Annotated in this window: 14 protein-coding genes; 11 read left to right on the forward strand and 3 right to left on the reverse strand. The window is 73.4% G+C overall.

The features are described from left to right. Window positions 1-127 precede the first annotated feature (127 nt). The 5 genes from ABD236_RS16540 (at window position 128) to ABD236_RS16560 (ending at window position 5576) form a co-directional block, all read left to right on the forward strand. Window positions 128-1021: a LysR family transcriptional regulator gene (locus tag ABD236_RS16540; RefSeq protein WP_344074464.1), complete on the forward strand. Its 894-nt coding sequence runs from the start codon at window positions 128-130 to the stop codon at window positions 1019-1021. A 276-nt stretch (window positions 1022-1297) separates the two neighbouring features. Further along, window positions 1298-1786, forward strand: a complete 489-nt coding sequence (locus tag ABD236_RS16545) for a PhzA/PhzB family protein (RefSeq protein WP_344074465.1) — start codon at window positions 1298-1300, stop codon at window positions 1784-1786. 47 nt (window positions 1787-1833) lie between these two features. Continuing rightward, on the forward strand, window positions 1834-2667 hold the full coding sequence (locus ABD236_RS16550; protein WP_344074466.1) for a PhzF family phenazine biosynthesis protein: 834 nt from the start codon (window positions 1834-1836) through the stop codon (window positions 2665-2667). A gap of 12 nt (window positions 2668-2679) precedes the next feature. Beyond that, entirely contained in the window at window positions 2680-4050 is a 1371-nt protein-coding gene (locus tag ABD236_RS16555; RefSeq protein WP_344074467.1) for an FAD-binding oxidoreductase, read from the forward strand. 26 nt (window positions 4051-4076) lie between these two features. Next, window positions 4077-5576: an FAD/NAD(P)-binding protein gene (locus tag ABD236_RS16560; protein WP_344074468.1), complete on the forward strand. Its 1500-nt coding sequence runs from the start codon at window positions 4077-4079 to the stop codon at window positions 5574-5576. A gap of 44 nt (window positions 5577-5620) precedes the next feature. On the opposite strand, the gene pabB is transcribed toward ABD236_RS16560, so the two are convergent. Further along, entirely contained in the window at window positions 5621-7726 is a 2106-nt protein-coding gene (gene pabB / locus ABD236_RS16565) for an aminodeoxychorismate synthase component I (RefSeq protein WP_344074469.1), read from the reverse strand. Next, window positions 7723-8430, reverse strand: coding sequence for a methyltransferase domain-containing protein (locus tag ABD236_RS16570; RefSeq protein WP_344074470.1), 708 nt, complete (start codon window positions 8428-8430; stop codon window positions 7723-7725). Before ABD236_RS16570 ends, pabB begins: the two co-directional genes overlap by 4 nt. A 227-nt stretch (window positions 8431-8657) precedes the next feature. Here ABD236_RS16570 and ABD236_RS16575 point away from each other — a divergent pair, with 227 nt between their 5' ends. Next, window positions 8658-10535 carry a helix-turn-helix domain-containing protein gene (locus ABD236_RS16575; RefSeq protein ID WP_344074472.1) on the forward strand — a complete coding sequence of 626 codons (1878 nt, stop codon included), beginning with the start codon at window positions 8658-8660 and terminating at the stop codon, window positions 10533-10535. On the opposite strand, the gene ABD236_RS16580 is transcribed toward ABD236_RS16575, so the two are convergent. Next, entirely contained in the window at window positions 10514-11650 is a 1137-nt protein-coding gene (locus ABD236_RS16580) for an IS701 family transposase (protein ID WP_344074473.1), read from the reverse strand. The genes ABD236_RS16575 and ABD236_RS16580 overlap by 22 nt on opposite strands. Window positions 11651-12197: 547 nt before the next feature. On the opposite strand from ABD236_RS16580, the gene ABD236_RS16585 reads away from it, so the two are divergent. The 5 genes from ABD236_RS16585 (at window position 12198) to ABD236_RS16605 (ending at window position 19024) form a co-directional block, all read left to right on the forward strand. Continuing rightward, window positions 12198-13370, forward strand: a complete 1173-nt coding sequence (locus tag ABD236_RS16585) for a 3-deoxy-7-phosphoheptulonate synthase (protein ID WP_344074474.1) — start codon at window positions 12198-12200, stop codon at window positions 13368-13370. Between the two features lie 133 nt (window positions 13371-13503). Beyond that, entirely contained in the window at window positions 13504-14163 is a 660-nt protein-coding gene (locus tag ABD236_RS16590) for an isochorismatase family protein (protein ID WP_344074475.1), read from the forward strand. Then, window positions 14160-16106 carry an anthranilate synthase family protein gene (locus ABD236_RS16595; RefSeq protein ID WP_344074477.1) on the forward strand — a complete coding sequence of 649 codons (1947 nt, stop codon included), beginning with the start codon at window positions 14160-14162 and terminating at the stop codon, window positions 16104-16106. Before ABD236_RS16590 ends, ABD236_RS16595 begins: the two co-directional genes overlap by 4 nt. Then, entirely contained in the window at window positions 16103-17287 is a 1185-nt protein-coding gene (gene aroC, locus ABD236_RS16600; RefSeq protein ID WP_344074478.1) for a chorismate synthase, read from the forward strand. The genes ABD236_RS16595 and aroC overlap by 4 nt, the downstream gene beginning before the upstream one ends. 60 nt (window positions 17288-17347) lie before the next feature. Then, on the forward strand, window positions 17348-19024 hold the full coding sequence (locus ABD236_RS16605; RefSeq protein ID WP_344074479.1) for a class I adenylate-forming enzyme family protein: 1677 nt from the start codon (window positions 17348-17350) through the stop codon (window positions 19022-19024). The last annotated feature ends 160 nt before the right edge of the window (window positions 19025-19184 follow it).

Below are 19184 nucleotides of genomic sequence, written 5' to 3' on the forward strand. Positions count from 1 at the left end.
CTCGACGCGTAGCCGCTCGGTCGGCGTTCCGGCTCTGGTGGTTCCCGTTCTCGGGTACGTCCACTCTGCGCCCGTCCGTATGTAGAAGTCCAACATCTACATTTTCTGCGAACTATAATCAGCGGTTATGGAGCTGCGTCAGCTGGAGTACTTCGTCACCGTCGCCGAGCTGGCCAGCTTCACCAAGGCCGCCGAGGCGCTGCACGTCGCCCAGCCGGGGGTCAGCGCCCAAGTGCGCAAACTGGAGCGGGAGCTGGGCCAGGACCTGCTGGACCGCTCCAGCCGTACGGTCCGGCTCACCCCCGTCGGCGTCTCCGTGCTGCCGCACGCCCAGGCCGCGCTCGCGGCGGTCGCGGCCGTGCGGCAGACGGTCGACGAGCTCAGCGGTCTGGTACGGGGCCGGGTCACCATCGGGACCGTCATCTCCATGGGCAAGTCCCTCGATCTGCCGGGGCTGCTCGCCTCCTTCCACGAGGCGCACTCGGGAGTGGAGATAGGGCTGATCGAGGACACCTCCGAGCACCTCCTGGACGCCCTGCACTCGGGCCGTATCGACCTCGCGGTGATCGGCCGCACCGGCGGCGCCCCGCCCGGCATCACGCTCTACGACATCGTCGACGAGCCGCTGGTGGCCGCCGTGGGCCACCGGGACCCGCTGGCCGGACGGGAGCGCGTCGGGCTCGCCGAGCTCGCCGACCGGGCGCTGATCTGTCTGACCCGGGGGACCGGGCTGCGCAGTGTCATCGAGGCGGCCTGCGCCCGGGCCGGCTTCCGCCCGCACATCGCCTTCGAGGCCGCCGACCCGCACGTCCTGGCCCAACTCGCCGGGCGGGGGCTGGGAGTGGCCCTCATCCCGATCTCGCTGGCCCGCGCCAACGAGGCGGAGGTCCACCTCGTGGAGATCGACCGGCCGAGCATCCACGGCAGCCTCGCCCTGGGCTGGCGCACCGACGGCCCCACCAGCCCGGCCGGGGCCGCGCTCATCGCACACGCCCGCGCCCGGCTGCCCGAGAGCCGCTGAGAGCCCGCCCCGAGCCCCGCCCCGACGCCCCGCCCCTCCCGGGCCCCGGTGCCCGGCGCGCGTACGCCCGAGGACTCCGTCAGGTCCGCACCCGGTCTCGGTGGTACTTGCCAAAGTCCCCGGAAGACGGTTGCCAGTGCCCCGGGCCCCGGAACAGGGTCGCGGTACAGGACCCCGGGGCCACCGGCCGTACACCGGCCGAGGCGGCACGCGTACGCGGCGCGCTTTCGCGGTGCGCGTACGCGGCACGCAGACACAGCACTTGGAGGACGAGCGATGTCCGAGACCACCCAGCCGCAGGCGTTCCAGGACGACGCGGAGCTCCGCGCGAGCAACCGCGCCATCGTCGAGCAGTACATGAACTGCCGTGGCGAGGACCGGCTCAAGCGCCATCTGCTGTTCACCGAGGACGGCGTCGGCGGGCTGTGGACCACCGACACCGGTGAGCCCATCGCCATCCGCGGCCGCGACACCCTCGGCGAGCACGCGGTGTGGTCCCTCCAGTGCTTCCCGGACTGGGTGTGGACCAATGTCGAGATCTTCGAGACGCAGGACCCCAACCGGTTCTGGGTGGAGTGCGACGGCGAAGGCAAGATCCTTTTCCCGGGTTACCCGGAGGGGTACTACCGCAACCACTTCATCCATTCCTTCGAGTTCGAGAACGGGAAGATCAAGCTGGAGCGGGAGTTCATGAACCCGAACCAGCAGCTGCGCGCGCTGGGAATCCCGGTCCCCTCGGTCAAGCGCGAGGGAATCCCCACCTGATCCCGGTCCCGCCCCGCCTTTCCCGTACCTCCAGGAGACCCCGTTCCATGCATGAGTACACGGTGGTGGACGCCTTCGCGCGTACCCCGCTCGAAGGCAATCCGGTGGCCGTGTTCTTCGACGCCGCGGACCTGCCGGCCGAGGTGATGCAGCGGATCGCCAAGGAGATGAACCTCTCCGAGTGCACCTTCGTGCTCCCCGCCGAACAGGGCGGCGACGCACGGATCCGGATCTTCACCCCGGTCAACGAACTGCCGTTCGCCGGGCACCCGATCCTCGGCACGGCCGTCGCCATCGGCCGCCCGCGCAAGGCGGACCGGCTGGTCCTGGAGACCGCCATGGGCGCCATCCCCTTCGAGCTGGTCCACGACGACGACGCCACCTCCGTACGGATGGCCCAGCCGGTGCCCGTCTGGGAGCCGTACGAGCACACCGAGGCGCTGCTCGCGGCGCTGGGCCTCACGTCCTCGATCACCCCGGTCGAGGCCTATCGCAACGGGCCCCGGCACGTGCTCGTGGGCCTGGAGAGCGTCGAGGCGCTCTCCGCGCTGACCCCGGACCACAACGCGCTGCGCGCCTTCCCCGACATGTCGGCCTACTGCTTCGCGGGCTCCGGCACGCACTGGCGCTCGCGGATGTTCTCCCCGGCGTACGGCGTCGTCGAGGACGCGGCGACCGGCTCGGCGGCGGGGCCCGTCGCGATCCACCTGGCGCGCCACGGGCTGGCCTCCTACGGCCAGGACCTGGAGATCCTCCAGGGCGTCGAGATGGGCCGCCCGTCCCCCATGTACGCCAACGTCGAGGGCGAGGGCGACCGGGTCGGCGCGGTGCATGTCGGCGGCCACGGCGCGGTCCTCGCCCGCGGCACGATCTACGTATAGAGAGGCTGTCCAGTGAGCGTGCCCGTGGAGACCACCGGTGAAGGCCCGGTCCTCGACCGGGAGTCGGCGGGCTACGACGAGGAGGTCGCCGCCTACCAGCTCGGGTTCGGCCAGCGGCCGGACGTCGTGGTCGCCGCGCAGGGGCCGGACGACGTCCGCGCCGCCGTCGAGCTGGCCGCCGGGCGCGGGCTGCCCCTCGCGGTGCAGTCCACCGGCCACGGCCTGCCCGGCGACCGGGCCGGCGGCGTCCTGGTGAGCACCGCGCGGATGCGCGGCGTCGAGGTCGACCCCGCCACCGCCACCGCCCGCATCCAGGCCGGCACCCCGTGGGGCGAGGTGATCCGGGAGGCGGCCGTGCACGGTCTGGCGCCGCTGTCCGGCAGCACGCTCGGCGTCGGCGCGGTCGGCTACAGCCTCGAGGGCGGCATCGGCCTGCTGGCCCGCACCCACGGCTTCGCCGCCGACCGGATCACCGCGGCCGAGGTCGTCAGCGCCGACGGCGAGCTGCGGCACGTCACGGCCGACAGCGACCCGGACCTGTTCTGGGCGCTGCGCGGGGCGGGCGGCAACTTCGGCGTGGTCACCTCGCTGGACGTGGAGCTGGTGCGCCAGCCGCGGATCTACGGCGGCGGGCTCTACTTCGCCGAGCCGCAGGTGCCGCACGCCCTGCGCTCCTGGCTGGAGTGGACGGCGGGCGTGGGCGAGGAGATGACCTCCTCGATCGGCCTGGTGCCCTTCCCGGACAAGCCCGCGGTGCCCGAGGAGGTACGCGGTCGCTACACCGCGCACATCCGCGTCGCCCACACCGGCGCCGCCGCCGACGGCGAGGCGGCGGTGGCCCCGCTGCGCGCCATCGGCCCGTACGTCCTGGACACGCTCACCGACATGCCCTACACCGACTCGGACTCCATCTACCGCGACCCGCCCACCCCCATGGCGTACTACGGCACCAACGTCCTGGTCGACGACCTCGACGTGGCGACGGCCGGGCGGATCCTGGAGCTGACCGGGCCGGGCTCGGGCCTCAACTGCGTGGTGCAGATCAACCACATGGGCGGGGCGATGGCCCGCCGGCCCGCCGTGCCCTCGGCGGTCGGCCACCGCGGCGCCCGGTTCCTGGTGCGGGTGCTCAGCCGGATCGCCCCCGGCGCGGGCGAGGCCGCGGCCGTCGCCGAGCGGGCCGCGCACGAGCAGGTCTACGCCCTGTTCGGCGACCGCATCCTCGGAGTCGCCCCGAACTTCCTGCTGGGCGGCCCGGTCACGGCCGAGCAGCTGAAGGCCTGCTACGAGGCGGCGGACTACGAGCGGCTCACCGCGCTGAAGGCCGTGTACGACCCCGGGAACCTGTTCCGCGGCTACCACAACATCCCCCCGGCCCACTGACCCCCGCTTCAGGAAAGGAGCACCACATGACCGGCATCGGCGTCATCGGATGCGGAACCGTGGGGGCCACGCTGGTGGCCGCGCTCGCCGCCCGGCACGAGCAGTTCGCGGAGCCGGGCGAGCTCGTCCTCGTCGACCGCCCCGAGGGCCGCTGGCGCGGCCGCGCCTACCAGCGCGACACCGAGGCCGTCCTCGCCAACGGGCCGATGATCGGCATGTCCCTGTACCTCGGCGACCCCGAGCACGGCGTGCGCTGGGCCGAGGCCAAGGGGCTCGCCGTGCACCCGGACGAGCAGGGCGTGCACCGCTTCCTGTCCCGGCCGGTCTACGGCGACTATCTGGAGGACGGGGTCGAGGAGGCCCTGGACACGCTGCGCGCGGCCGGGTGGCGGATCCGCTCGGTCGAGGAGACGGCCACCGCCGTCGAGCGCGACGGGGACGGCGTCGTCATCCGGTACGCGGGCGGGAGCGTCCGGGTGGACCACGCGGTGCTGTGCGTGGGCGGCCGCGCCGACGACGACGCCTACGGGCTGCGCGGCACCCCCGGCTACATCGACGACCCGTACCCCCTGCGGGAGGCGCTCGCCGACGTCCCCGAGGACGCCGAGATCGCGGTCATCGGCTCCGGCATGATCGCCACCGATGTGCTGATGGCGCTGCGCGCCTTCGGGCACCAGGGGCGGGTCACCCTGGCCTCGCGGTCGGGGCTGCTGCCCTCGGTGCGCCGCAAGGCGGCCCGGGTGCTGCCCTCGGTGCTGACCGCCGAACGGCTCGCGGCACTGCCCCGGCCCGTACGGCTCGCGGACATCGCGGCGCTGGCCCGTGAGGAGGTCGAGACGGCGGGCGGCGACTTCGCCGCGATCGCCGCCGACATCATGGACCCGGCCCCGGCCGAGGAGCGGCTGCGCCGCCAGCTCGACGAGGGCCTCTCCGACGACATCGGCACCCAGCTCCTCCAGCGCGCGGTGATCGAGATCGGCCAGGACCTGTGGCTCGCCCTGGAGGAGGGCGACAAGGAGCAGGTGTTGCGCTCCCTGCACTCCCGGCTGTGGAGCTTCGCCTCGCCCATCCCGCGGTCCACCGCCGCCAAACTGGTCGAGCTGTGCGACGAGAAGCGGCTGCGGGTGCGCGCCGGGATCGAGACGGTCGAGCGCGACGGCGACGGCTTCCTGGTGCGGTACGAGGACGGTGAGCACGACCGCGCCGACCTGGTGGTCAACGCGGTCACCTCGGTCTACCGGCCCGAACCGCCGTCCGCCGGAGGTCTGTTGGGGCTCGCCCGCACCAGCGGGGTGCTCGCCGACCACCCGCACGGCGGCATCCGGGTCGACGAGAGGAGCGGCCGGGCGCTCGACACCGCCGGGCAGAGCGACGACCGCCTCTTCGTGCTCGGCGAACTGACCCGTGGTGCCTACTACTTCGTCAGCGCGGTGGCCGCCTTCACCCGGCGCGCCGACGAGATCGCCGCCACCCTCGCGGCGCTCCCGGCCCCGGCGGCACGGGACGCCGTGCCCGCCGCCGGCTGAGAGCCGGAAACAGGCTCTGGGCCCTCCTTCCCCGGTCGCGGGCCCTAGGGTCTGCGGCCGGGGAAGGAGGCGCCGGTCAGGGCCAGCAGTGGGGCCGACTTCACCGCCGTCTCCTCGAACTCGGCCTCCGGGTCCGACAGGGCGGTGATCGCCCCGCCGACCCCGTACCGGACCCGGCCCGGGGTGATCACCGCCGTACGGATCGCCACGCTCAGATCGGCGGCGCCGGAGAGCGAGAAGTAGCCGATGGCCCCCGAGAAGACGCCCCGGGGCCCCGCCTCCAGGGCGTCGATGAGGCGCATGGTGCGGATCTTGGGGGCGCCGGTCATCGAGCCCGCCGGGAACGCGGCGCGCACACAGTCCACCGCGCCGCGGTCCGGGCGCAGCCGGGCCCGTACCGTGCTGACCAGCTGGTGGACGGTCGCGTACGTCTCCACGTCGAACAGGCGCGGGACCTCGACCGAGCCGGTCTCGGCGTTGCGGCCCAGGTCGTTGCGGACCAGGTCCACGATCATCAGGTTCTCCGCCCGGTCCTTCTCGTCCGCCCGCAGCTGTGCCACCAGCGCCGCGTCCTGCTCCGGCGTCGCCCCGCGCGGCCGGGTGCCCTTGATGGGCTCGGAGGTGACCGTGCCGTCCGCCGCCACCCGCAGGAACCGCTCGGGCGAGGTGCTGAGCACCCCGAGCCGCCCGAACCGCAGCAGCGCGCCGTACGGGGCCGGGCTGACGCGGCGCAGCAGCCGGTAGGCCTCCCAGGGGTCGCCGTCGAACGCGGCCTCGGCCTGGTTGGTCAGACAGACCTCGTAGGTCTCGCCCGCCGCGATCTGTCGCCGGCAGACGTCGATGAGGCGCAGATACGCGTCCCGGTCGTGCCGCAGCCGGATGGCGGACGGCGTGGCCGGTGCGGCGGGCTCGGCGAGCTCCTGGCCCGCCACCGACTCCAGGGCCCGCGCGGTCGCGTCCAGCCAGGCGCGCGCCGCGTCCTCCTCGCCCTCCTCGGTGAGCGCCAGCAGATGGGTGAGCCCGGTGAGGTGGTCGAGGACCACCGCGCGGTCGGCGAAGACCAGGGCGGCGTCCGGGTCCTCGGCGCGGTGGGCGGCCTCGCCCTCGCACTGCGCCTTCAGCTCGTAGCCGAGATAGCCGACCCAGCCCAGGGCGAAGTCGAAGGGCAGATCGGGGAGTTCGGCGTGCAGGGAGCGCAGGTCGCGATCCAGCCAGTCGAGGAAGTCGGCGCTCACCGTGCGCCGTCCCGCCGCGCACTCCACCGTGACGGTGCTGCCGTACGCGTCGGCGCGCGCCACCCGGGCGAGCGGGCCCGCCGCGTCGCCGAGGACGGAGAAGCGGCCGGTGTCCGCGTCGGGCCGGCTGCTGTCCAGCCAGAAGGCGTACGGGCTCTGCCCGAACAGCCGGTGGAAGGCGCTCTCGTCGCTCCAGCGGGTGGGCAGCCGCTCTTCCAGGACGCGCAGTTTGCGCGGCGCCGCCTCGTCCTCGCCCGCCGCCGCGCCGGTGGTTCTCGCGGTACGCACGAGGGGGCGGCGGACCACGTCCGTGCCCCGTGCGCGGTGCCACTCGCGCGTCAACTCCGTGAAATTCGCCAGGAGTTCCTCGCCGTACTCGGTGAGGACGGACTCCGGGTGGAACTGGAGGCCCCACAGCGGCCGGTGCCGGTGGCGGTGGCCCATCAGGACGCCGTCCGCCGTCCAGGCCACCGCCTCCATCTCCGCGGGCAGCGAGGTGACGGCCAGCGAGTGGTAGCGCACGGCCTCGAACGGCGAGGGCACGCCCCTGAACAGGTCCTCGCCGGTGTGCAGGACGGGCGAGGTGCGGCCGTGGCGCGGCTCGGGGGCGGGGCCGACCGCTCCGCCGAGCGCCAGCGCGGCACCCTGGTGGCCCAGACAGATCCCGAGAAGGGGAATACCCGTACGGTCGACGATGTCCCGGCACATTCCGAAGTCGGCCGCGCGGCCGGGATGTCCGGGCCCCGGGGAAATCACGACATTGTCGAATTCAGCGAGCCGCGCCGAATCCCATCCCGGATCGTCATTGCGCACGACGACCGGTTCCGCCCCGCCCACCCGGGCGAGGGAGTGGAAGAGATTGAACGTAAACGAGTCGTAGTTGTCGACCAGCAGCGTCCGGACGGCTTTCCTCATGGCGCTGTTATCGCGTAGAGAATGTGCTCGACGGTCTCGGCGCCCTCGTCGATGCGGCGGCTTCCCAGGACGTTCAGCGCACGGCCGCAGTCGGCGGCGATGGCGTGCAGCGCGTCGATGTCGCCCCGGTCGCTGAAGTGGAGCAGCACCCGTCCACCGGGGGCGGCGAAGGCCGGGGCCTCGGCCAGATAGCGACGGTGGGTGCGGTAGCCCGGGTCGACGTAGGCCTGTTCGTGGACGGTCTCGTGGCGGTACGTGGGCGGGGCGAGCACGAAGTTGGAGTGCCAGTAGACGGTGTCGTAGCGCTCGTCGGGGCCGAGCGCGTCGAACAGGTCGCTGTGCACGGCGGTGAGCCGGTCCGCGACGCCGTGCCGCCGGGCGTTCAGGGCGGTGTTGCGCACCGCCTGCTCGTTGATGTCCAGGGCCGTCACCGGCTCGCCGCCCGCGAGCGCGGCGGTGACCGCGATCACTCCGGTCCCGCTGCCGACCTCCAGTAACGAGCCCCGCCAGGGTCGGGGCTGAGGGCCCGTCAGGCCGAGTAACTCCATGGCCGCGCCGGTCGACGCGGAGAACGGCGGGGCGAACACCCCGTCCAGCAGATCCCACTCGTGTCCGGCCAGCGTGAAGGTGCGCGGCCGGTCCTTGCTCCGCAGCGCCGCGCGGCTTCGCTCCAACGACCGGAGATAGTTCTTGATTTCGGTCATCCCGCCCCCTAATTGTTTCGCCTCGGCAGCCGCTCGGGGCGGTGCCGTCCGCTGGTCAGCAACTTGACCCACCCTACGGAGGAACGTAAGTTCGATGAGGGCTTGCGCCCTGTTTCGAGCCTATGGGGGGCGGCGACATGGTGGATGACAAGGCATTCTCGGATGCCCCGGCACTGGCCGTTCTGGAACTGCTCGCACTTGATTCACCCCCGGGGCACTTTCAGGAGTTGCTCGACCGCGCCCGCCGCGAAAAGATGCCGCGCATCCCGCTGGAGGAACTGGAAAGAGCGACCCGGCTCGCCCTGAAAATCCAGGCCTCCAGTCACCAGCGGCGCCAGCGCGAATCGGTCATGGCCGACCTGGTCAACACCGTGCACGACATGACGATTCCCTACGACCCCGACTCCTTGCTCAAGGTCATCACGAGCCGCGCTCGAAGACTGCTCGGGTTCGACATGGCCTACATCAGTCTGCGCAAGCCCGGCGGCGGGTCGTATGTGCACAGTTCGGACGGGGACACCACCTCGCTCAACGTGGGCCTGGTCGTCGAGGAGAGCCGGGGCCTGGGCGAGATGGCGCACGAGAGCGGCGCGCCCTACTGGACCTCCGACTACCTCAACGACGACCGGATCCCGCACGACGAACAGCTCGACGCGGTCGTCCGGGCCGAGGGCCTGCACGCCATCATGGTGGTGCCGATCCGTCAGAGCGGTGTGCCCATCGGCGCGTTGTACGGGGCGGACCGGGTCGTGCGGCACTTCACGCCCGACGAGATCAGCGTCATGCGCTATCTGGCGGACTTCGCCGCCGTCGCCCTGGAGAAGGCGCGTCTGCTCGACCGCTCCCGCAAGGAGATCGCCGCCCTGGAGGAGGCGGGGGTGCGCGCGGACGCCACCATCGCCCGGATGCGGCAGCTGTCCGGGGCGCTGGCCTCGCTCGTCGCTCTGGTGCTGGGCGGCGGCGATCTGCACGAGCTCGCCAAGGCCGCCGCCCAGACGCTGGACGGCGGGCTCGTGGTGAGCGACGCCTGCGGGCGCACCCTCGCCTGCGCCGGGCAGTCGCCCGGCCTCGACGAGACGCGAACCCGCGAGGCCGCCCTGGAGACGCACGCGGCGGGCGGCCCGGTGGAGGTCGCGCAGAACGTCTGGGCGGCCCCGGTCAGCGCCGGCGAAGGCCCCGACCTGGTGCTGCTGCGCTCCGAGCGGCCGCTCACCGAGGACGAGCGGGCCTTTCTGGGCTCGGTGGGGCAGGCCGTCTCGCTGATGTTCGCGGTGCGGCGCAGCACGGCCGTCGCCGACGGGCCGCTGCGCGACGAGTTCTTCGACGGGCTGCTCACCGCGGTGCCGCAGTCACCCGGCCAACTCGCCCGCCAGGCCACCCAGCTGGGCCTGGACGCGGACGCCCCGCACGTCGTGGTGGTGGCCCGGCCCGAGGGCGCGGAGCACGGCAAGGCGGTGGTGTGGGCGTCCTCGTACGCCTACCGGGGGGCCGGGCTGATGAAGGTGCACGAGGGCGACATCGTGCTGCTGCTGCCCGGCACCGACGCCTCGGCGCTCGCCCGCGCGGTGTCCGGCGAGCTCTCCCCGCTGCTCGCCGAGCCCGTCACCGTGGCGTCGGCTGGCCCCGCCGCCTCGCTCGCCTCGGTGGCCCAGGTCTACCAGGAGGCGCTGCGCTGCTTCGACGCGCTGCTCGCGCTGGACGGCGCGGGCAGCGCCGCCTCCATCGACGACCTGGGCTTCCTCGGACTGCTGCTCTCCGACGACCACGACGTCGACGGGTTCGTCGCCTCGGTCGTCGGGCCGGTCCTGGACCACGACGCCGAGCGCATGACGCACCTGGTGCCGACGATGGAGGCGTACTTCGCCGCGGGCAGCAGCCCCACCCGCGCGGCGGGCGGACTGCACGTCCACCCCAACACGGTGACCCGCCGCCTGGAGCGCATCACCGAACTGCTCGGCCCGGGCTGGCAGCAGCCCGAGCGGGCCACCGAGGCCCAGCTGGCGCTGCGGCTGCTGCGCGCCCGGGACGTGCTGCGCCGCCGGCGCGAGGCGGTCCTCGGCCAGCGGGAGCCCGCCGAGGGGACTCAGGACACCTTGGGGAAGTAGCCCTCCTCCCGCGCCCGGTCCGCGGTCAGCACCTGCACGGCGTGGGCCGCCGAGGCCAGTGTCATATGGCAGTGCCAGCCCCGCAGGGAGCGCCCCTCGAAGTCCCGCAGCCCGGCCCGGTCCCCGTGGTCCGCGAGGTCCCGGCCGACCCGGTCGGCCAGCCGGGTCAGGCTCAGCAGCGTGGACGCGGGCACACTGCCCATGTTGGTGAGCCACAGCTGCGAGGGCGCCCGGTGCTGCTCCTCCCACTCCCCGAGCAGCGCCAGACCGCCCTGGCGCACATCCCGCGACACCGGCGCCCCCGTCGCCGGACCCACCCGCACCTTCACCGCGGCGGCGTGCCGTACGCCCGAGGGCGCGCCCGGGTCGAACCTGCCGACCCGCTGACGGCGCCCCTTGACCGAGTCGAGGATGCGCTGCACCGGCAGCGGGCCGGTGCCGAACCGGGCGAGCGCGGGCTCCTCCACGGTGAACCGGGCCCCGGTCCCCACCCGGACGAGCACCGGCACCCCGGCCGCCCCGAACCGCCGCACCAGCGCGTCCGGGTCGCGGACCGGCAGATCGAGCACCACCGGCAGCAGCGGGGCGCCGTGCAGGGTCGCGAACTCCAGGGCCGCGGTGGTGGCGCACTCCTCGGGCGTCTCGACGGTGTGGCCGGAGTACCTTCCGCCGGAGGCGCCCGACGGCGTACCCTCGCCCGGCCGCCCGGGCAGCACCAGCCGCCAGTTCACCGGCGCCGCCGCCTCCTCGGAGGCACACCACACCCCGAAGGCCTGCTGGCCGTGGAACATCTGGTTGCGGTACAGGTCGAAGCTGCGCCCCACGCCCACCGAGTGGTGCCCGGACTTGGGGATGGACATCTGCCGCACCACCCAGGCCTGCGGGGAGATCACCTGGCCGAGCCAGCAGGCCAGCGCCTCGCGCACCGGCTGCCACTCCCAGGTGGAGTTGCAGATGAAGTGGTGGAGGGTCTGCTCCAGGGTCGGATCGCCCAGGCAGGCCGCCACGTTGCGGATGGACCGGCGCCCCTTCGCCGTGAGCAGCCCGCGCAGATACTGCTCCCCCTTGTGGCGCTGGTCCCGCCTGGGCAGGGACGCGAACAGCGTGCTGCTCATGTCCCTGAGCATGAACTCGCGCTCGTACGCGACCGCCGGTGAGGTGCGTTGCGGCGGAATGGTGCCACGGCTCCGAACAGACCTGATACTGCCAGCGGGAACGCTCACAGAAACCCCCTAAAAGCTCTGGGCGGCTCGTCGAAGCCACCTCTTCGAGAATGGCCGGGAGTCGCTGTGCGGGGCGAGGTGCAGGGGGCACCCCATCGCGGCGGTCGGTGGGTGGCTCGTCACTGCGGCCCCGCCCGCCCACCCGTTCACGGCGGGCGGCCAGGCGGTACCGTGCGCCCCGATGGTGACTGCGCCACCGGCGCCGGGGTGTGTCCGGTCGCGCGGTGCGCGCGCAAGTCGCCGGGGCACGGCACGGCCGGAACCCGACGGCGGCCCCGGACGGACACTCCGTCAAGTCCGGCCCAGAACCCGCCCGCATTTCACGGAGTCCGGCAAACGGGCTTCGGTTTTCCTCCCGCCGTCGGCGAGAGTCGGCGTCCGGCCGCCTCCTGATCCGCCTTTCGGGTGAGCGGTGCCACGCCACCCTGGGAGGTATCAGGTGAACAGCGTCCACACGTTCCTCCGCTCGTTGCCCGCAGCGCAGCAACCGGACTGGGACGGCCACGCCGAGCTCGTACGGGTCGGGCAGGAGCTCGCCGCGCTGCCGCCGCTCGTCGAGGCCGACGACGTCGACCAGCTGCGCGCGCGGCTGGCCGAGGTCGCCGCCGGGCGGGTCCAGATCGTCCAGTCCGGCGACTGCGCCGAGGACTGGGCGGAGAACAGCCACGGCGACGTGGCCCGCAAGGTGGGGCTGCTCGACATGCTCGCCGGGGTCATGCGGATGACCTCGCACAAGCCCGTCCTGCGGGTCGGCCGGCTGGCGGGCCAGTACGGCAAGCCCCGCTCCCGCCCCACCGAGACGGTCGGCGGGGTCGAACTGCCCGTCTACCGCGGCCACATGGTCAACGCCCCCGAGCCCGACCCCGAGCTGCGCAGGCCCGACCCGACCCGGATGCTCACCGGCTACCGGTCCGCGCGCGGCATCCTGGAGCTGCTCGGCTGGAGCGGCCCGGCCCGCGGCGCCCGCCACGAGGCGCCGGTGTGGACCAGCCACGAGGCCCTGCTCCTCGACTACGAACTGCCTATGGTCCGCACCCAGGACGACGGCCGGCTGCTGCTCACCTCCACGCACTGGCCGTGGATCGGGGAGCGCACCCGCCAGCTCGACGGCGCCCATGTGGCGCTGCTCGCGGCCGTGGCCAACCCGGTGGCCTGCAAGGTGGGCCCGGGGATGACCTCGGCCGACCTGCTGGCGCTGTGCGAGCGGCTCGACCCCGACCGGGTGCCCGGCCGCCTCACGCTGATCGCCCGGATGGGCGCGGACACCGTGGGGGAGCGGCTGCCGGCGCTGGTGGCGGCGGTGCGCGCGGCGGGCCACCCGGTGATCTGGCTGACCGACCCGATGCACGGCAACACCGTCAACGGCCCCGACGGACTCAAGACCCGGCTGGTGAAGACGGTCGTACGGGAGGTCGTGGAGTTCCACCGCGCGGTCACCGCGGCGGGCGGCACGGCCGGCGGCATCCATCTGGAGACCACCCCCGACGACGTCACCGAGTGCGTCATGGACCAGGACCGGCTGCACGAGGTCGGCGACAAGTACACGAGCTTCTGCGACCCGCGCCTCAACCCGCGCCAGGCCGTCTCGGTGGCCTCGGCCTGGCTCGGCTGACGCCACCCGCGCCCCGAGGGGCGCGGGGCCGTGACCCTTACGGCTCCGCCGCGTGGGCGCGACCAGCCACAGACAACCCGCAGCCGGCGAACCTCCCGTCCGGCGGAGCGCTCGGCACAGCGAAAGGAACCCCATGGCGGGCCTGCCCACCATCGACCCGTACCCGATGCCCTCCGAGGGCGACATCCCCGCTAACACCGCGACCTGGAAGGTCGACAGGAGCCGCGCGGTACTGCTCGTCCACGACATGCAGCGCTACTTCCTGCGGCCGTTCCCGGCGGACCAGTCGCCCGGCGGCGCCCTGGTGCGCAACGCCGCGCTGCTGCGCGAGAGCTGCGCCGCCGCCGGGATCCCGGTCGCCTACACCGCCCAGCCCGGCGGGATGAGCGAGCAGGAGCGCGGGCTGCTGAAGGACTTCTGGGGCCCGGGCATGCGGGTCGCCCCGGAGGACCGCCAGGTCGTCGACGAGCTCGAACCGGGCGCGGACGACTGGGTGTTCACCAAGTGGCGCTACAGCGCGTTCTTCAAGTCGGACCTGCTGGAGCGGATGCGCGCGGCGGGCCGCGACCAGCTGGTGATCTGCGGGGTGTACGCGCATGTGGGCGTGCTGATGTCGGCGGTGGAGGCGTTCACCAACGACATCCAGCCCTTCCTGGTCGCCGACGCGGTCGCGGACTTCTCCGAGCAGTACCACCGCCTCGCCCTGGACTACGCGGCCGAGCGCTGTGCCGTGGTCACCACCACCAAGGCGGTCCTCGCCGAGCTCGCCCCCGAGGACGGGGCGGGCCGATGAGCGAGCCCCGAATCCCGGCGGACCAGGACCTGTTGGGCCGCGTTTTGGCCCGTGAGCCCGCCGCGTACGCCCTGCTGCACCGGCCCGAGACCCTGGGCCGCGAGGTCCTCGAAGTGCTCCTCGGCGAGGTCTCGGCGGTCGACGCGCTGGCGGACATCCCGCTGCCCGCCGCCCCCGCCGGCCCGGGCTCCCGCCACGAGGTGCTGGCGGTCGTCCCGTACCGGCAGATCTCCGAGCGCGGCTTCACCAGCACCGACGACGGTGAGCCGCTGCTCGTCATGTCCGTGGCCGAGCAGGGCGAGCTGCCGCTCACGGACGCCCTGCGACGGCTGCCGAACGAGCCGGTCACCCTCACCGACGGCCGCTTCGACGTGGACGACGACAGCTACGCCGAGATCGTGCGCGAGGTCATCGAGCGCGAGATCGGCAACGGGGAGGGCGCCAACTTCGTCATCAAGCGGGCGTTCGTCGCGGACATCACCCCGTACACCCCGCACAGCGCGCTGTCCTTCTTCCGCCGCCTGGTCGAGCGGGAGTCCGGCGCGTACTGGACGTTCCTGGTGCACACCGGCGGGCGCACCTTCGTCGGCGCCAGCCCCGAGCGGCACGTCAGCCTGCACGGCGGCACCGCCGTGATGAACCCCATCAGCGGCACCTACCGCTACCCGGCGGCGGGCCCCGATCTGCCCGGCGTGATGGCCTTCCTGGCCGACCGCAAGGAGGCCGACGAGCTCTATATGGTCGTCGACGAGGAACTCAAGATGATGGCGCGGATCTGCGCGGGCGGGGGCCGCGTCGTCGGCCCCTACCTCAAGGAGATGGGCCGTCTCGCGCACACCGAGTACTTCATCGAGGGCCGCACCGACCACGACGTGCGGGACATCCTGCGCGAGACGATGTTCGCCCCCACCGTCACCGGCAGCCCGCTGGAGAGCGCCTGCAAGGTGATCACCCGGTACGAGCCGGAGGGGCGCGGCTACTACAGCGGCGTCATGGCCCTGATCGGCCGCGACGGACGGGGCGGGCGCACCATGGACTCCGCCATCCTCATCCGCACCACCGACATCAGCGACGAGGGACGGCTCAGCATCGGCGTCGGCGCCACCCTGGTGCGCCACTCCGACCCGGTGAGCGAGGTCGCCGAGACCCGGGCCAAGGCCGCGGGCCTGCTCGCCGCGCTCGACGCGGGCGCCACCGGCGCGCCCGGCGCGGGCCAGGCCGAGCGCTTCGCCGGGCACGCCCTGGTGCGCGAGGCGCTGGAGCGGCGCAACGACCGGATCGCCCGCTTCTGGCTGCGTGACCCCGAGGAGCGCGCGGCACCCGCCGAGGAGCTGGCCGGCCGCAGGGTGCTGATCGTCGACGCCGAGGACACCTTCACCTCGATGATCGGCCATGAACTGGCGGCCCTGGGACTGGATGTGACGGTCCGCCGGTTCGACGAGCCGTACGACGTCGACGGCCACGACCTGGTCGTCATGGGCCCCGGCCCGGGCGACCCCCGCGAGACCGGCCACCCCAAGATCGCGCATCTGCGCAAGGCGGTGACCCGGCTCCTCGACGAGCGGCGCCCGTTCGTCGCGGTCTGCCTCAGCCACCAGGTCCTCTCCACCCTGCTCGGCCTCGGCCTCGCCCGCCGCGGCACCCCCAACCAGGGCGTGCAGAAGGAGATCGACCTGTTCGGCGCGTACGAGCGGGTCGGCTTCTACAACGCGTTCGCGGCCCGCAGTGCCGACGACAAGCTCACCCACCCCGACCACGGCGTCATCGAGATCAGCCGCGACCCGGACACCGGCGAGGTGCACGCGCTGCGCGGCCCCGGCTTCGCCTCGATGCAGTTCCACGCCGAGTCGGTGCTCACCGAGGACGGCGTACGGATCCTCGCCGAGGCGCTCACCGGTGTCGTCCGCTCCTGTGTGGGCCCGCTCGCGGGTGAGGCACGTTGAGCAGGTTGCGCTGGCTGACGGCGGGGGAGTCGCACGGCCCCGCACTGGTGGCGACGCTGGAGGGCCTTCCGGCCGGGGTCCCGGTCACCACCGACCTGGTCGCCGACCAGCTGGCCCGGCGGCGCCTGGGGTACGGGCGCGGCGCGCGGATGAAGTTCGAGCGCGACGAGGTCACGTTCCTGGGCGGTGTCCGCCACGGTCTGTCGATGGGTTCGCCGATCGCGGTCATGGTGGGCAACACGGAGTGGCCCAAGTGGGAGCAGGTGATGTCGGCCGATCCGGTGGACCCGGAGGTACTGGCGGGCCTGGCCCGCAACGCGCCGCTGACGCGTCCCCGGCCTGGGCACGCGGATCTGGCGGGGATGCAGAAGTACGGCTTCGACGAGGCCCGCCCGATCCTGGAGCGCGCCAGCGCCCGGGAGACGGCGGCGAGGGTGGCGCTGGGCGCGGTGGCGCGCTCGTTCCTGAAGGAGACGGCGGGGATCGAGGTGGTCTCGCACGTGGTGGAGTTGGCCGCCGCGAAGGCGCCGTACGGCGTGTACCCGACCCCGGCCGATGTCGAGAGGCTGGACGCGGACCCGGTGCGCTGCCTGGACGCGGACGCGTCGAAGGCGATGGTGGCGGAGATCGACCAGGCTCACAAGGACGGCGACACCCTGGGTGGTGTGGTGGAGGTGCTGGCGTACGGCGTACCCGTCGGCCTGGGCTCACACGTCCACTGGGACCGGCGTCTGGACGCGCGTCTCGCCGCCGCCCTGATGGGCATCCAGGCGATCAAGGGTGTCGAGGTCGGTGACGGCTTCGACCTGGCCCGGGTGCCGGGTTCGAAGGCGCACGACGAGATCGTGAAGACCGCCGAGGGCGTCAAGCGCACCTCCGGCCGCTCCGGCGGCACCGAGGGCGGTCTGACCACCGGTGAGCTGTTGCGTGTACGGGCGGCGATGAAGCCGATCGCGACGGTGCCGCGTGCGCTGGCGACGATCGACGTGGTGACGGGCGAGGCGGCGAAGGCGCACCACCAGCGCTCGGACGTCTGTGCCGTTCCGGCGGCCGGGATCGTGGCCGAGGCCATGGTCGCGCTGGTCCTGGCGGACGCGGTGGCGGAGAAGTTCGGCGGTGACTCGGTCCCCGAGACCCGTCGCAACGTCCAGTCCTACCTCGGCGGTCTCCGCATCCGCTGAGACGGCGTTTATGTTACGAGGAGCCCCGCGCCCCGCACCCGCCGCCAAGGAGGGCACCTCGTGCCGTCGTACACCCCCGCCGCCGCAGAAGCGCTCCTCACCGCGCCCGGAGCGCCGTTCGCCGTCGAGCGGGGGCCGGACGGGGCGCTGGTGTACAGCGGGGGGCCGCGGACCCTGCGCGAGTTCGTGGAGGTCACCTGGGCGTACGGGGACCGGCCCTTCCTCGTGGCGGAGAGCGGCACCCACACCTACGCCGAGTTCTTCGCGGCGGCCTCCGCGCTCGCCCGGCGCCTGGTGGGGGAGTACGGGCTGCGCAAGGGCGACCGGGCGGCGGTGGCGATGCGCAACCTGCCCGAGTGGCAGATCGCGTTCTGGGCCACCCAGCTCGCCGGGCTGGTGGCCGTGCCGCTGAACGCCTGGTGGACCGAGGCGGAGCTCACGTACGCGCTGGACGACTGCGCGCCGGGCGTGCTACTGGTGGACGGGGAGCGGCTGGCGAGGGTCGAGGCCTGGGCGCGCGCGGCGAAGGTGCGCGGTGTCGTCTTCGCGGGCGCGGGCGCGGGCGCGCTGCCCGAGGGCTTCGAGGCGTACGAGGAGCTGGGCCCGGCCGACCCCGCCGCCGGGCCGCCGGACGTGCCGGTCTCGCCGGAGGACGACGCCACGATCATCTACACCTCCGGCACCACCGGCCGCCCCAAGGGCGCCGTCGCCACGCACCTGGCCCAGGCCGGGGCGGCGATGAACCCGCGCTTCCACGCGGCGGCCTCCGCGCTCGGCCGGGGCCTGGTGCCGGGCCAGGGCCCCGCCCCGGTGTCGCTGGTGACCTACCCGTTCTTCCACGTCGCCGGGTTCAGCGGCTTCTACTCGGTGATGGGCTCGGGCGGCACCCTGGTCATGATGCCCAAGTGGGACGCGGCGCGGGCGCTCGGTCTGATCCGCGAGCACGGCGTGACCCACTACGCGGGCGTCCCCACCACCGCGCTGCGCCTGCTCGACGAGGCCGAGCGGGCCGGCGACCCGATGGAGTCGCTGCGGATGTTCAACACCGGCGGCTCGGCCGCGCCGCCCACCCTGGTGGGACGGCTCACCGAGCGGTACGGGGAGCGGGTGGAGCCGCGCAACGGGTACGGGCTGACCGAGACCAGCGGGGGAGTGCTGGCCAACTTCGGTGCGGAGTACCGGGAGTGGCCGGGCAGCGTGGGGCGCCCGACGCCCACCACCGAGGTACGGGTCGTCGGGGAGGACGGGAGCGACCTGCCCGACGGGGAGGTGGGCGAGCTCTGGCTGCGCGCCCAGGCGAACGTACGCGGCTACTGGAACGACGCCGCCGCCACGGAGGCGGCGTTCGTGGACGGCTGGTTCCGTACCGGCGACCTGGCGCTCGCCCGGGACGGCCGGATCGCCGTCGTCGACCGGATCAAGGACGTGGTGATCCGGGGCGGCGAGAACGTGTACTGCGTGGAGGTCGAGTCGGTCCTGCAAGGGCATCCGGCGGTGCGGGACGCGGCGGTGGTGGGGGTTCCCCACGGGGAGCTGGGGGAGGAGGTGGCGGCGGTGGTGCACCTGTCCTCCCCGGTCACCCCTGCCGAGCTGCGGGACTACGCGTCCCGCACCCTCGCCGCGTACAAGGTGCCCGTGCATGTGGTGGTGCGGGGGGTGCCGTTGCCGCGCAATGCGACGGGGAAGGTGGTGAAGCGGGAGCTACGGGAGCAGGTGACGGCGTGGCTCCGGGGCTGAATTCCCCACCCCGCCCCTTCCCGAAAGCCCTCTGGCGGGCGGCCGGGTGGGGCTGCGCCCCCGAACCACGCGCGGGGCCTGTGGCCCCTGCACCCCGCTTTTCGGCTGCGGACCGTGCTGGGTTGCTCGCGCAGTTCCCCGCGCCCCTAGCCACCTAGGG

Source organism: Streptomyces crystallinus (assembly GCF_039521265.1).
Taxonomy (GTDB): Bacteria; Actinomycetota; Actinomycetes; order Streptomycetales; family Streptomycetaceae; genus Streptomyces; species Streptomyces crystallinus.

Coding starts and splice junctions, on each gene's coding strand:
- ABD236_RS16540 (WP_344074464.1), top strand. CDS start 128: ATGGAGCTGCGTCAGCTGGAGTACTTCGTCACCGTCGCCGAGCTGGCC.
- ABD236_RS16595 (WP_344074477.1), top strand. CDS start 14,160: ATGAGCGAGCCCCGAATCCCGGCGGACCAGGACCTGTTGGGCCGCGTT.
- pabB (WP_344074469.1), bottom strand. CDS start 7,726: ATGAGGAAAGCCGTCCGGACGCTGCTGGTCGACAACTACGACTCGTTT.
- ABD236_RS16545 (WP_344074465.1), top strand. CDS start 1,298: ATGTCCGAGACCACCCAGCCGCAGGCGTTCCAGGACGACGCGGAGCTC.
- ABD236_RS16550 (WP_344074466.1), top strand. CDS start 1,834: ATGCATGAGTACACGGTGGTGGACGCCTTCGCGCGTACCCCGCTCGAA.
- ABD236_RS16570 (WP_344074470.1), bottom strand. CDS start 8,430: ATGACCGAAATCAAGAACTATCTCCGGTCGTTGGAGCGAAGCCGCGCG.
- ABD236_RS16560 (WP_344074468.1), top strand. CDS start 4,077: ATGACCGGCATCGGCGTCATCGGATGCGGAACCGTGGGGGCCACGCTG.
- ABD236_RS16580 (WP_344074473.1), bottom strand. CDS start 11,650: ATGAGCAGCACGCTGTTCGCGTCCCTGCCCAGGCGGGACCAGCGCCAC.
- ABD236_RS16590 (WP_344074475.1), top strand. CDS start 13,504: ATGGCGGGCCTGCCCACCATCGACCCGTACCCGATGCCCTCCGAGGGC.